We start from the raw sequence: 14,244 nt of genomic DNA on the forward strand, positions 1-14,244 counted from the left end.
ACATATATGAAGAAGGTATTTGCAATCCGTTTGACCGCAGTATTCATTGCCCTTATGATCATCACAGGCTGTTCTACTAAGCAAAATAATTCCGGCAAAGATGACGGCACATTAAAAGTCGTCACGACCTACTCCATTCTTTATGACATTGTGAAGGAAGTAGGCGGAGAGCACGTCTCTATTCACAGCATTGTTCCCATTGGTACAGACCCGCATGAATTTGATCCACTGCCAAAGGATGTTCAGCATACAACGGATGCAGACCTTGTTCTATATAATGGTTTAAACCTTGAAACAGGGAATGGCTGGTTTCAAAAGCTGCTCGAATCGAGTGGCAAGGACGGGGATGATGCACCTGTAGCCGAAATGAGTAAAGGCGTCAAAGTAAAACATTTATCTTCAAAAGGCCTCGAAAGCCAGCAGGACCCCCATGCTTGGCTAAATGTTGAAAATGGGATTCTCTATGCTAAAAATGCCAGAGATGTACTTATTCAAGCGGACCCTGAGCACAGAGAGGATTATGAGAAAAATGCGGAAGCTTATATTAAAAAGCTTCAAGCCCTTCACGATGATGCAAAAGACAAGTTCGACCAGCTGCCAAAAGATAAAAAGCGTCTTGTCACAAGTGAGGGAGCCTTCAAGTATTTTGCAGATGCCTATGGACTAGAGGCAGGCTACATTTGGGAGATCAACACAGAAAATGAAGGTACACCTGGACAAATGAAGCGCATCATTCATTTTGTCAAAGATCATCAAGTTCCTGCGCTCTTTCTCGAAACAAGTGTCGATCAACGCAGTCTCGAAAGTCTATCTGAGGAAACCGGTGTTCCGATTAAAGGAAAAGTATTCACTGACTCCATTGGTAAGAAAGGTGAAGATGGAGACAGCTATTATAAGATGATGAAATGGAATATTGACACCATTTACAAGGGATTGTCATCATAAGAAAAGACAGGTGGAGTGAACCCGCCTGTCTTTTTTGTTAGCCTGCTATATTTTCTGGGTGTTTTTTCGGCCAAATGACGTAGCTGATGCTAATGACGAAATCAATGGCTAAGACCATCCCCCACATACTGACAAGCTGTACCAACGCTTCCGTTCGTTCTGGTGCTTGGATGAGATAGGTCAATCCATATAACAGTCCCGCTCCGATGACATAAGAGATTAAATGCCGCGTCCAGCCGACCAGTTCATATACAGAACGCTCTTTACCGTACTTGGGTTTTCCTTTTGGCCTCGGACCTCCTGCAAATCGATAAGCAAACCGGACATCTGCCCATTTCACCATTTGATGACCAAAAGCGAGACTCACCCCAATATAAACAGCCGCGAGCCCATGAATGACACTCGCCACAGCCCCCTGTCTTAAATCCAAATACGTCGCTGCCAGAAGAATGAGATCCAAAATCGGTGTACAAATGAGAAAGAAGGCGCCCCACTTTTTCTGTTTAAACACATAACGCAGTGTTAACCCCACCAGAATAAACAGCCAAAAGCCAATTTCACATGCGACAATCAATAACCCAACCAATATTCCCCACTCCTTTTTAACACAATTGTATTAAATAAAAAATAACACAACTGTATTAAAAAAACAATAGCTGTGCTAAAATCAATGTATGCCAAAAATCGTCGATCACCATAAACAAAAACAAAAAGTCGCTCAAGCTGCCATGAGAGTGATTAAACAAGATGGATTGGAAAACGCTTCTGTCCGAAAAGTAGCGGTAGAAGCTGGCATTTCAGCGGGCTCTATGCGTCATTATTTCTCCACACAGCAGGAGCTATTTCTTTTCTCTATGACATTGATTCAGGAAAGGGTCAAAGAGCGGTTGACAGCACTTCAGCTGAAAGGTTCAACGGAAGAAAATGTTCTCGCGTTATTGGAGCAGGTTCTTCCACTTGATGAAGAACGAAGATTTGAAATGGAGGTGTGGCAGGCTTTTACAGTCAAGTCGATGACTGAACCTGATTTACAGCCGCTCAATGCAAAGATGTATGACGAGCTTTTCCAAATGACCCAATATTGTTTAATGAAATTAAAAGAAGATGGGCTTTTGCTCGATCATATCGATCTTTTAGTCGAAACTGAGCGCCTTTATGCGGTCATCAATGGGCTTGCATTGAATGGAATCTTGCAGCCTCATCGTTTACCGCCTCAGCTCATACGCTCCGTGCTGCAGATGCACCTGCAATCCATCACCAAAAAAGACATGTCTCCCTCATGAGGGAGCATGCCTTTTTTTAATCTTCCATAAAAATACGTTTTGCTTCGTAGTAGAGCACCTGCACAAATTTCTTCACATTGATACGGGTATGTTCTTCTCTACCGTTCGTCTCTTTTGTTAATTCACTCATTTTCTTTCGCACGATGGTGAAATCAAAGAATTTAGAAGCGTAATTTTCAAAAGTCGGATGAGAAAAATCAGTTAACCCAAGTGATGCGATGTGTTTCAAGGATTGGTTGATTGCACGCCTCACCCGCTGTTCCGCTGCCTTCGCTTCTCTTGCAATGTCTGCAGATGTGTAAGGCTCATTTAATTTATCCTCCGTGACACCATTGAAAATGACCTTTAAAGAAGGAAAGGAATCATGATGTTCAGTATGCAGCGCTAAATACTGATCTGTGAAGAGGATCATATCTAATAAATCTTTAGACCCCTTTTCTCCCACAATCCCAAGCTCTGCCAGCAAGAACTGACCTGCCTCTGCAAGAGTTTTCCCACGCTGCTTCGTTTTGGTCTGACCTCGCTGCTGAAACTGCATGACAGATTTGAGTGAGTGCTGAATATTTTCAATTGAATGCTCCAAATGAAGCCGCTCAATCATGAGGTGGAGCACACTTAACACCTCTACACGATTGATTGGCTTTGTCACATAATACTCGACACCAAGCGTATACGCCTGGCCGATTAATTCCTTTGTTTCTACCTGTGACAGCATTAAGTATTTCCCATGAAACTCATCCTTAATGGCTCGAATCGTTTCAAGACCATCTCTTTCCGGCATCAATAGATCAATACATAAGATATCAATGTGCAAATCATTTAAGTAGCTTGCTGTTAACTCTGCGCCATCCTCTGCTTCCCCTGCGACAATGCCAAGCTCTTCATCTTCAATGAGCTGAGCCAGTGAAGAACGCACGGCTTCATCGTCATCCACAATAAAAAATCTCATCTCCCAATCCCCTCTTTTCTACTGACTTGATCCATTGGTATCGTTAACGTGAAAATCGTTTGTTTATTTGGGATACTCTTCATCTCAACACTTCCGCCAAGCTTCTCCGCTGTATCCTTCACATAGGAAAGCCCGATACCGCTTGATGGATTTCCAGCCTGATCATATTTTAAAGTAAAACCGGGTTTAAAAATCACATGATGATTACGCTCTTTAATGCCAGGCCCGTTGTCACTAATTTGAAAGATCACATGGTTCTCTTTCTGGGAAATAGAGAGTGACACCTCTCCATCCACCGGAATGGCTTCGACAGCATTGGAAACGATATTATTTAACAAAGATAGAATGGTATACACATGATAGACGGGATGCTGCCCATCTTCATCATAATGAAAGACAATGTTTTTTTTAAGAGATTCTGCGTAATTTTCATGAATACGAATCACGAGCCCAGCAATATGCGCGGGACTTGCATAAGCCTGAAAATTTTCTTCATGAATCAGCTTTGATAAGGCAGAAAAAATCCGCTGATTATCCTTTTTGATCTCATGCACCTCTCCTGCGATTTGCAGGGCTGTTTTTCCGAGCTTTTTCAAATCCAATGAATCCGCATCCTTTGCGTGATGCAAGGATTGATACAATTGGTAGGATGTCGCTGTAATGTGTTCAGCATGTGCAAGTGTTTTATGAAAGTATGTAGATTCCGTATAAAGGTTAGACAGGAGCATGAGCAGATGTTCCTTTTCCTTTTTCATCTGACGCTCTCTCGCCTGCTCTTCATATAAACGAATCATTGTATAACAAGCCAACACGAAAAAGCTTCTGAAAATAGCTAAAACGAAAAGTTGAAACAGCGTACGCATCGTTAAAATTTCATCGATGGTACCACGAAGTGCAATCATTTCAACAACGCTCGCACACAGCTCCATGATGATACCTGTCGCTCCAATCAGCCAAGGCTGATCGCGAAAACGTCTGACCTTTAATAAATAAAAGAGCGTTCCGTAGACGACATAATAAAGCAGGGGAGGAAATCTTAATGAAACCGCCTCTTCCAGCGGAAGATGACCTGTGACGGCTGTATCAAGAAGCACGCGAAATACAAAAACAGAAACCCCTGCAATGATACCGCTTGCCCATGCCGGGAATTTTTTCATTTGAAGCAGGATAAAGAAAAAGACAACGGTTCCAAAGCTGACCCGAAAGCTGTCCTCAAATGGATAAAATTTGAACTCTCCGCCAATCGGTGTCAGTACAATGAGCATGACAATCAAATAAGGCTCTGTATTCAACCATTTTTTTAGTAGATTCAAGCGCAGTCACATCCCTAATAATTGACGATAGTATACTATGTGAGCTTCAGAAAAACAAACAGTCCATGAAAAAACGCACACCGAACATTTGTCGGTGTGCGCTTCTCATGATGCCGCTTAATCTTCTAAACGATCCTTTTCTAAAAGTGATGCGCCAGCAATACCTGGTTTCGTCATTTCAAAAGGATTTAAGATAATATCAAGCTCTTCCACTGATAACACATCATTTTGCAGACAAAGCTCACGTACAGATACGCCTGTAAGAATCGCTTCTCTTGCAATTCGTGCAGCAGCTTCATAACCAATATGCGGATTGACCGCCGTCATGACACCAGCACTCTTTTCTACATATTCTTTTAATCTAGATTCATCTGCTTTTAGGTCACGCAAGCAGTTGTCTACGAAGGACTCAAATACATTCTTCATAATGCTGAGAGATTGAAGCAGGTTGAACACAAGCACCGGCTCCATCACGTTCAGCTCAAGCTGACCAGCCTCTGATGCAAGACAGATCGTGTGGTCATTTCCGATGACTTGGAATGCCACTTGGTTCATGACCTCAGGCATCACTGGGTTAACTTTCCCTGGCATGATAGATGAACCTGGCTGTCTCGGCGGCAAGTGAAGCTCACCAAAGCCTGCTCTTGGACCTGATGCCATTAAGCGAATATCGTTTGCCATTTTGGACATATTCATCATACATACTTTCAGTGCAGCTGATACTTCTGTATAAGCATCCGTATTTTGCGTAGCATCGACTAAGTCTTCTGCTCCAACTAAAGGTAATCCGCTAATATCAGATAGATAGCCAACCACCTGGCGAATATATTTAGGATCAGCATTCAAGCCAGTTCCGACTGCTGTTGCTCCCATATTGACTTCATATAAATGCTGTCTAGACTGCTTGATACGTTTAATATCACGAGCAAGAACCTTTGCATAAGCATTAAACTCTTGACCAAGTCTGATTGGAACAGCGTCCTGAAGATGCGTACGTCCCATTTTGATGACATGATCAAATTCTTGTGCTTTTTCTGTCATGACTTGATGCATGTTTTCCATCGTATAAAGTAGTTTTTCAATCATATTCAATGTTGAAATATGAATCGCTGTTGGGAAAACGTCGTTTGTTGACTGCGACATGTTCACATGCGTGTTTGGACTTAGCTCAGTATAAGCGCCTTTTTCCTTTCCTAGTAGTTCAAGCGCTCTGTTTGCAATGACTTCATTGGCATTCATATTCATTGAAGTGCCAGCCCCGCCTTGAATTGGATCGACAATAAATTGATTGTTCCATTTTCCTTCAATAACCTCGTCTGCGGCTTGAACAATTTTTTCTCCAAGACCAGAATATAGTCGCTTTGTATCCATATTTGCAAGTGCGGCTGCCTTTTTGACAATCCCTAATGCTTTGATGAGTTCCTCATGAACATGGTAGCCAGTAATTGGAAAGTTCTCTACTGCACGTAATGTTTGAATTCCATAATACGCTTGAGTGTCTACTTCCTTTTCACCTAGAAAGTCTCGTTCGATTCGAACTTGCTTGTCCTGTAGCTTCGTCATTTGAAAAGATCTCCTTTTACGCTGCTTTTGTTTGTTGTTTTAATTCCTCAATATACTTCTTCGATTTCTCTTGATCAAAAACTTTTTCCCACTTAGACATGACAATGGCTGCAAGTGAGTTACCAAATACGTTAACAGTTGTACGAACCATGTCAAGAATACGGTCGATCCCAACGATGAAGGCAAGTCCTTCAAGCGGCAGTCCCATTGCACCAAGTGTTGTGATAACAACAACGATTGATGCACCTGGTACACCAGCCATTCCTTTTGATGTCAGCATCAAGATTAATAGTAACGTAATTTGCTCATAGATGGAAAGTGGCATGCCGTACATTTGTGCAACAAATATGGCGGCAATGGATTGATAGATGGCACTTCCATCTAAGTTAAAGGTGTAGCCTGTTGGGATAACGAACGACGTGATCGCTTTCGGGCAGCCGAACTTCTCCATTTTATCCATTAGTCTAGGCAGTACAGCTTCTGAACTTGCTGTTGAGAATGCAAGAATGATTTCTTCTTTTAGCACTCTAAATAGTGTAAAGACGCTTGTTCCAGCTAATTTTGCGATAATGCCAAGTACGACAATCACGAAGAATGCCATTGTGCCGTAAACGACAAGTACCAGTTTACCTAGCGGGAGAAGCGCTCCGACCCCGAATTTGATCACCGTCACACTGATGAGCGCGAATACACCAAATGGTGCAAACTTCATCACTTTATTGGTCACCCAGAACATGGCTTCGAGTATCCCCTCAAAGAACCCTAACACTGGTTTCCCTTTGTCTCCTACTGCGGCAATTCCTAATCCGAATAAGACGGTAAAGAAGATCGTTGGTAATAGATCACCTTCTGCAATGGATTGGAAAACGTTTGTTGGCACTAGATGCACAATCGTTTCAGAGAAACTTGCTTTTTCGGAAGAAGCTTTCGATGTCTCTTCATATTTAGAGATATCGCCCTTTTCCATGTTGCTCATGTCAATTCCTGTACCAGGATGGAAAACGTTTGCTGCAAGCAGTCCTACTGCTAATGCAATCGTTGTCACAATTTCGAAGTAAAGAATCGTTTTCCCACCGAGTCTTCCGATGGTTTTCATATCCCCTACTCCAGCCACTGCTACAATCAACGCAGCAATAACAATTGGCAGAACGATCATTTTAATTAAATGGATGAATATATCGCCAATCGGCGTTAACACATTAATAACGGTTTCATTTTGATAAAACAGCGCTCCCACGATAACACCCAGAACAAGTGCAATGAGTATTTGAGAAGCTAACCCTAACTTTTTCATACGTGAACCCCCTTTTTTTGATAACGCTTTCTTTGTTGCTTAATCGCATCTTAACGATGAACCTACAAAAAACGACAAAAAGGAACAAAAAGAAGTGAATTTTTTATGAAAAATCTTTTAAAAGGTGGGTTTTTCCACAAAATTGTTAAAAAAAGACTTCGCTTTTGGGCGAAGTCCTAATGATTTTGCATTTGTTCACTTGGTGTATCTTGTTGTGGATAAAATTGATCGTACATCGCATATCCAATGAGGACAAGAGCAACATAGAACAATGCACTAATCGTCCAAATCCATTTGACATTCAGTTTCATTGTGCCACTCCCTCTCTCACCGGTTTCAATCGCTGCAATCTGAGCGCATTCAATACAACCGACACGGAGCTAAAGGCCATTGCTGCTCCTGCAAGCCATGGCGCAAGAAGTCCTAAAGCTGCTATCGGTATCCCAATACAATTATAAGCAAGCGCCCAAAATAGATTTTGCTTGATGTTTCTCATCGTTTTTTGACTAAATACAAGCGCATCAGCAATGGCATGGAGGTCTCCTGTCATGAGTGTGATATCTGCTGCTTCCATGGCGACATCTGTCCCAGTTCCAACTGCCATCCCAATATTCGCTGTCGCAAGAGCTGGGGCATCATTAATACCATCTCCGACCATGGCGACTTTCTTTCCTTGTTCCTGAAGCGCCGCAATGTGAGCAGCCTTTTCCTCAGGCAGGACTTCAGCAATGACATGATCAATGCCCGCCTGTTTCGCAATTGCCTCTGCTGTCATCTTGTTATCACCTGTCATCATCACGACGTGAATCCCTTGCTCCTTCAGACGCTTGATTGCTTGAGGGGAGGATGATTTGATCGTATCTGCGACCGCAACAATACCAGCGAATTCGCCGTCAATTGCGACAAGCATAGCCGTTTTTCCCTGCTGCTCCAGTGTTGTGACGGATGCTTCGACTTGATCATATGGGATTTGGTGTTTCTGTAATAGCTTACGCGTTCCAACCAAAAGCTTGTGTCCTGCTGCCTTTGCTTCAATCCCATGACCTGGGTCAGCTTGGAAGGCTTCAATCTCGACCGCTTCAAGACCTTGTTCCTTCATTCCATCTGTGATGGCTCTAGCAAGCGGGTGTTCCGACTGCTGTTCAGCTGATCCTACTAACTGAAGCAAAACATTTTCTGTCCAATTAGCATATGCCTGCACATCTGTCAGACTCGGTTCCCCTTTTGTCACAGTTCCTGTTTTATCTAACACCACCGTGTCGAGTGATTGAGTCACTTCTAAATGCTCACCGCCTTTAAACAGAATGCCTGATTCAGCTGCACGGCCGCTCCCAGCCATAATTGAGGTTGGTGTAGCAAGGCCAAGCGCACACGGACATGCGATGACGATGACCGCTATAAAGGTTTCAAGTGCTGCTGTCACATTTCCTGGATCAACAAAGAAAAACCAGATCAGGAAGGTGAGCACTGCAATTCCTACAACAATGGGAACGAATATCCCTGAAATTTGATCTGCCATCCTTTGAATCGGTGCTTTTGAGCCCTGTGCTTGTTCTACGACTTTAATAATCTGTGAAAGGGCGGTCTCTTTCCCAACCTTTGTCGCTTTCACTTTCACAAACCCATTTTTATTGATGGTTGCCCCGATGACCGCATCACCAGCCGTTTTATCAACAGGCAGACTTTCGCCCGTAATCATGGACTCATCAATTGCGGTTGTTCCCTCCACAATTTCTCCATCTACCGGCACTTTCTCTCCCGGTTTGACAAACACAAGATCATTCACTTTCACTTCGGAAATAGAGACTGTCATCTCTTTCCCATCTCGCTCGATGACCGCTTCTTTCGCTTGTAGACCTATCAGCTTTTGAATCGCTTCTGATGATCTCCCTTTTGCTCTTGCTTCCATTAATTTTCCGAGAACGATCAACGTAATGAGTACAGCACTTGTTTCGTAATAGAGGGCTGCCTCATGTGTACCTTGAACCGCTGACTGAATGCTTTCATATAAACTATAGAAAAACGCAGCTGATGTCCCAAGTGCGACAAGAACATCCATGTTGGCACTTTTATTACGTAACGCTTTATACGCACCTACATAGAAGGGCCAGCCAACAATGAACTGAACGGGCGCTGCTAACGCCAGCTGAACCCAAGGATTCATGAACGCTTCAGGGAGCCAAATAAAAGACGTGAAAGAAAAATGACTGACCATTGCCCAAAGAAGCGGCAGTGACAGAATCATTGAAAATAAAAAGCGTGCCGTCTGCTTCTCTATTGCTGCTTGGCGATGATCTTTCTTTCCTTCCTCTGCATCATCTACAGCTGGTTCAATTAAAGAATACCCAATAGACTGAACCGCTTCCTTTATATCACTTGTAGACGTTTGCCCTGGGTGATATGTGACCTGAAGGGTCTCCAGCGCAAAGTTCACAGATCCGTGATCAACACCATCCATCCGATTGATTTTTTTCTCGATTCGGTTGGCACACGCTGCACACGTCATTCCCTCTATATCAAATTCCGCTTGCTCCATCACCACATCGTAGCCGAGGGATTGAATTTTTTGCTTGAGATCATCTGGTGTGAGTTGTTCTGCTTCATACACAATATGAGATGTTTCCAGCGCCAAATTCACATTGGCATCATCCACACCTTCCAGCCTGTTCAATCCCTTTTCGATTCGTCCTGCACAGGCAGCACAGGTCATCCCCGTAATTTGAAAGTCGATTTCCTTCTTCATTGACCTCACCTCTCCATATACACCATGGGGGTATTATATTTTGAAAAAAATACGTGCTGTTATGCAGCACGTATGTTCATTTATACGACATCATATCCCTGTTCTTCAATTACATCAGAGATACGGTGCAACGTGACTTGATCTGGGTGAAATGAAACTTCCACCTCTCCTTTGTCTAAATGGACTTTCACAGATTCAACACCTGCTAGTTCTCCTACATTTCCTTCGACTGCTTTCACGCAATGTCCGCAAGACATGCCCTGCACTTGAAGTGTTGCTTGTTCCACTTCTCATCGCCTCCATCAATCATTTTCTACACTTACTATACCCTAGTAGGGTATCATTGTAAACATATAAATGCTACGATTTTGTCAGTTTCGTAAAAACCGTCATTAGCTCTTCAATGGCTTCATCTCCATTGCCGCTCTTAATCGCATCCGCTACGCAGTGATGTGTATGCTTTTCCATCAAATGAAGGCTGACCTTTTTCAAAGCCGCATTGACTGCGGAGATTTGATTGACAACATCTATACAGTAACGATCGTTTTCAATCATTTGCTGAATTCCGCGCACTTGTCCTTCCACTCGTTTCAGCCGATTAATCAATTGATCTTTTTCCTTCTCGGCTCTAGGCGAAGCCATATGTCTTTCTTCATGTTCTGTCATGTGATCACCTTTTTCCATTATGACTTGTCTTTCCTTAAATTAAAGCATATCTCCACCGGAAAAGGCAAAGATATGCTGAATTCACTTTATAGTGTTTGCTTTAGTTTGTTAATTGTTCAATGTCCTGCAATAGATTCACGGACTGCTGAAGCTGCTTGATCAACCCTTGCTGGTCCTCAAGCATGGCGGCAACGTCGATGTTATCTGCCTTCAATTGCTGTAAATACGTTTGAATTTCCTCTGACAGCACCTTATTTTTTTCAATGATCTGTGCATGCAGGTCTTCTGCTATTTGGGGTGCTTTGACTTCATTAAATGCCTGAATGTCTGCCTTCAATGATTCTAACTGCTTGGTTAATTCTGCTTTTTTGGCAGCGTTTTTCACAGCTTCTTCAGCAAGTTTTGGAAAGTCCTCTGTAAATTGCTGAATGTCTGTGACATAGTCATTGGCCTCAGTGACATATGTCGTTGTATCGTTGACTTGATCAAGTAAGCTGGAGCACCCGCTTAATACAAGTGTTCCGGAAAATAGGAAAGCTATCGCATATTTTTTCAAGATCGATCATCCTTTCATCTGTGGGATTAAACGCATCATTTGTTCTGCTTCCCTATCACACAGACTTAAAAAGACCTTAAAAATAGCCAGACCTTTGCCTCATGTGTGATAGGCAAAGGTCTGGCTAACATTGTTCATGCCGGAATGGCCGAGAAACAACGGATGTTTCTGTAATGACGACCAAACCGTAAAAGCTACTCCCCTTTTAGGAAACCGTTCAAATGTTATGTTTATCATATCGAATGTCAGGACAACCGTCAATGAGAAGCTAGCGGCATGTCAATTCTTCTCTTCATAAAGCATATAGTCTGCTCCAGTTGACGCATAAATCCGGTTGCGTCCTTGGCGTTTTGACATATACAAGGCTTGGTCCGCTTCAAATAGAAGAGTTTCTAATACATTTGGATCATAAGCTGTGTGAGCAATTCCAAAGCTCGCTGTCACTCGCACTTTTTCCTCATCATTCTCAAAGAAACTCATCTCAAACGAATGTCTAATTCGCTCCGCAATATGACATGCCTCTTCAAAAGAATGATGCGGCAGACAAATAGCAAACTCTTCTCCGCCATATCGTCCGAATAAATCGTCCATTTGTAAATGCTGCTGACAAATGGTGACAACATGACGCAGTGCCTCGTCACCAATATGATGTCCGTGCGTGTCATTAATTTGTTTAAAGAAATCAATATCAAACAGCATAACAGCCGTATCCTGCGCATCCTCTTCTAGGATCATCTGCGTTCGTTCAATGAATGAAGACCGATTGAAGATATTCGTCAATCCATCAATATATGCACGGCGCTCCAGCTCTTCCTGCAATAAACGCTGCTCTGTTACATCACTGATCACAATTTGCCTGCCCTCAATCTCTCCTCTTCTATTAAATAGGGACGATGCGGTCAAGTGATAATAGCTGGAATGATCTTTTTCCTTTTTCAACATTAGATCATATTGCGAATGATCCTGCGGAGAACGCAGCCATTGAATGAAGTCAGTATCTTTGATGATCCCTGAGAATATATCGTCTATTTTAAAACCAATCCCCTTTTTATTAGAAAGGGCTGGAATGATCGATGCAGCAGCGGGGTTGTAATCGATGAGTGTTCGGTATCGATCTAAAATGAGAACCCCTTCAGACATATGCTCAAACACACGCTCCATCGCAATGGGAGAGAGCTTAAAGAGCTGGAACGACATAATCGCCCATAAGTAGAGCGCATTGGTTAAAAACATCACCACAGGGACCGGGTCAATATGAAGAGGTGTCACACCTAATAAATAGATAAAAGATGTCGTAATTGGCAGTAACATGCCCACTAGCAAAATAAGGATCTGCTTTAAATATTCCTTTTTTGTGACACGCAAAAACCAAACCAGCATAAAAATAGCGAGCATCGAACAGCCAAATGTATAGACGCCATGAATGATATACCAATAGCCAATCGTAAAGTCAGCCAATAAAAATCCGTCTACTGGATTCATCGTAATGCTTCGATAAAAGAGTGAATGAAAAGAGTTGGTGAACACCATAATGGTGGTGAGAGTTGGAATCAGTAAGATGAGAAGCACGCGGCGCTTTGTGAAATATTGATGGAATCCCGTAAATTGCAGCACAATCATCAGACTGAATGGCGCGATGAACGGAAGACCTATGTATTGAAAACAAACCCAGAACATAATCTCCCTAGGTGTACTTGCCAATAATTCAAACGTGTGCCCAAAGATATAAATCGCAGTTGCTCCAGACATGTACATAAACAATTGACAGCCAATATACCGGTAGCGGTTCGCATGAGCAATGATTGATAATATCACGGACAGAATGCCAGAAACACTCATGATCACAATAAAATGTAAAACAATCGAATCCATGTAAACGCCCCAATTTCAGTTATTTAGAACTAGTCTAATCTTACTATATATGAGGAAGTCACAAATGGGAAGATGTGATTTTGAATTGGTTGGGGGTTTTTTGTAAAGTTTCGGTCGACTTTTCTCCAAGAGACCTTATATTTCCGCTACTTTTTGCTTAATTTGAGGGAGAGATATGTTGCGTTCGGAGAAATATCTGTACAATGTGGGGATTGGGAAATCAATGAAGAGGAGGCTTGCAAGGTATATGACTTTTTTGCTTATAATGGTGGGGCTGTTTATGCTGATTCTTTTGGAGAAGCCTTTTGAGAAGAGAGCATCTGGATTGATATTTTTGGTGAGTTATTTACTGCTGATTGCAGTATATGTGGTTCAAACAACTTTTGTGAAAATTGTATCGAATGGTTTGTTGATGATGATGGCAGTGATTGTGGTTTGTCCTTTATTTTTTCGATTGGTGCAGTCTTCTTTGAGGAAACATTCTTGAAAACTATAAAAAATTGAACCTAGATTAATATTTTATAAATTAAAAAGTAAAGCCAAATATACAACAAAGGTCAAAGCTAAGTGTACCTGGTCAATAGAGTTATATTCTTTGGAATAACCAAAATAAGCAAGCATGGAGCTTGATTATTTCCATCATCGCTTATTAGTAAAAAACTTATCAATAATGTTAATAGCAATAAGACAAATAGGAAATGCGATGATAATGTACAGAAAATTTTTAGGTACAAACATATTGTAATAATAGAAAAATACGCTGATAAACAGAATCATAACAGCATACTTCATTATATTCTTCACAAAATTCCTCCTAATAAATATCCACCCAACCATTATTAGGGCGCTTATCTCTTTTATCCAATTGTTTAGCAATTTGGGTTCCAATATCCAAATAATTTAGAGCAATTGCGACAGCAAAACCAATTACAGCATTGAAAACTGCACCTGCAAACCTAACAGATACACCAACCTTTATACCTGATGATTTTTTCTTTTTAGCAGCTTCAACTTCTTTAACCCCAAAGGAAGAAGCAAACACCTCTTTAGCAAATGCTAA

General features: G+C 42.0%; 15 protein-coding genes. 3 read left to right on the forward strand and 12 right to left on the reverse strand.

Annotated elements, in window-relative coordinates:
* Positions 1-6: 6 nt before the first annotated feature.
* Positions 7-945: a metal ABC transporter substrate-binding protein gene (locus tag MHH68_RS15285; RefSeq protein WP_339163894.1), complete on the forward strand. Its 939-nt coding sequence runs from the start codon at positions 7-9 to the stop codon at positions 943-945.
* Between the two features lie 37 nt (positions 946-982).
* On the opposite strand, the gene MHH68_RS15290 is transcribed toward MHH68_RS15285, so the two are convergent.
* Complete coding sequence (locus MHH68_RS15290) at positions 983-1,531, reverse strand: hypothetical protein (protein ID WP_061409622.1); 549 nt, start codon at positions 1,529-1,531, stop codon at positions 983-985.
* Positions 1,532-1,619: 88 nt separating this feature from the next.
* Between MHH68_RS15290 and MHH68_RS15295 the strand changes: the two genes are divergently transcribed.
* A complete protein-coding gene (locus MHH68_RS15295; protein WP_180310093.1) occupies positions 1,620-2,228 on the forward strand; it encodes a TetR/AcrR family transcriptional regulator in 609 nt (202 codons plus the stop codon).
* A gap of 16 nt (positions 2,229-2,244) precedes the next feature.
* Here MHH68_RS15295 and MHH68_RS15300 read toward each other — a convergent pair whose 3' ends face one another.
* The 10 genes from MHH68_RS15300 to MHH68_RS15345 all read right to left on the reverse strand — a co-directional run bounded on the left by MHH68_RS15300 (position 2,245) and on the right by MHH68_RS15345 (position 13,184).
* On the reverse strand, positions 2,245-3,177 hold the full coding sequence (locus MHH68_RS15300) for a response regulator (protein ID WP_061409626.1): 933 nt from the start codon (positions 3,175-3,177) through the stop codon (positions 2,245-2,247).
* Positions 3,174-4,490, reverse strand: a complete 1,317-nt coding sequence (locus tag MHH68_RS15305; RefSeq protein ID WP_339163897.1) for a sensor histidine kinase — start codon at positions 4,488-4,490, stop codon at positions 3,174-3,176. Before MHH68_RS15305 ends, MHH68_RS15300 begins: the two co-directional genes overlap by 4 nt.
* A gap of 117 nt (positions 4,491-4,607) precedes the next feature.
* On the reverse strand, positions 4,608-6,053 hold the full coding sequence (gene aspA / locus MHH68_RS15310; protein ID WP_339163899.1) for an aspartate ammonia-lyase: 1,446 nt from the start codon (positions 6,051-6,053) through the stop codon (positions 4,608-4,610).
* Positions 6,054-6,069: 16 nt separating this feature from the next.
* Positions 6,070-7,347, reverse strand: coding sequence for a cation:dicarboxylase symporter family transporter (locus tag MHH68_RS15315; RefSeq protein ID WP_003213370.1), 1,278 nt, complete (start codon positions 7,345-7,347; stop codon positions 6,070-6,072).
* 176 nt (positions 7,348-7,523) lie between these two features.
* Positions 7,524-7,658 (reverse strand): hypothetical protein, encoded by a 135-nt coding sequence (locus tag MHH68_RS15320; protein ID WP_257474600.1) that lies wholly within the window; start codon positions 7,656-7,658, stop codon positions 7,524-7,526.
* Complete coding sequence (locus tag MHH68_RS15325) at positions 7,655-10,090, reverse strand: heavy metal translocating P-type ATPase (protein WP_339163902.1); 2,436 nt, start codon at positions 10,088-10,090, stop codon at positions 7,655-7,657. The genes MHH68_RS15320 and MHH68_RS15325 overlap by 4 nt, the downstream gene beginning before the upstream one ends.
* 80 nt (positions 10,091-10,170) lie before the next feature.
* Positions 10,171-10,377 carry a copper chaperone CopZ gene (copZ, locus tag MHH68_RS15330; RefSeq protein ID WP_012011271.1) on the reverse strand — a complete coding sequence of 69 codons (207 nt, stop codon included), beginning with the start codon at positions 10,375-10,377 and terminating at the stop codon, positions 10,171-10,173.
* A 73-nt stretch (positions 10,378-10,450) separates the two neighbouring features.
* A complete protein-coding gene (locus tag MHH68_RS15335) occupies positions 10,451-10,756 on the reverse strand; it encodes a metal-sensing transcriptional repressor (protein ID WP_012011272.1) in 306 nt (101 codons plus the stop codon).
* Between the two features lie 100 nt (positions 10,757-10,856).
* On the reverse strand, positions 10,857-11,312 hold the full coding sequence (locus MHH68_RS15340; RefSeq protein WP_061409637.1) for a DUF6376 family protein: 456 nt from the start codon (positions 11,310-11,312) through the stop codon (positions 10,857-10,859).
* A gap of 279 nt (positions 11,313-11,591) precedes the next feature.
* A complete protein-coding gene (locus MHH68_RS15345) occupies positions 11,592-13,184 on the reverse strand; it encodes a histidine kinase N-terminal 7TM domain-containing protein (RefSeq protein ID WP_061409639.1) in 1,593 nt (530 codons plus the stop codon).
* Positions 13,185-13,431: 247 nt separating this feature from the next.
* Here MHH68_RS15345 and MHH68_RS15350 point away from each other — a divergent pair, with 247 nt between their 5' ends.
* Positions 13,432-13,671: a hypothetical protein gene (locus MHH68_RS15350; RefSeq protein ID WP_339163906.1), complete on the forward strand. Its 240-nt coding sequence runs from the start codon at positions 13,432-13,434 to the stop codon at positions 13,669-13,671.
* A 327-nt stretch (positions 13,672-13,998) separates the two neighbouring features.
* Here the strand turns inward: MHH68_RS15350 and MHH68_RS15355 are convergent, their stop codons facing one another.
* The gene (locus tag MHH68_RS15355; protein ID WP_061409642.1) at positions 13,999-14,226 is read right to left on the reverse strand and encodes a hypothetical protein; all 228 of its coding nucleotides are present in this window, start codon (positions 14,224-14,226) and stop codon (positions 13,999-14,001) included.
* Positions 14,227-14,244 lie beyond the last annotated feature (18 nt).

Source organism: Bacillus sp. FSL K6-2841 (assembly GCF_037976435.1).
GTDB lineage: Bacteria > Bacillota > Bacilli > Bacillales > Bacillaceae > Bacillus > Bacillus pumilus.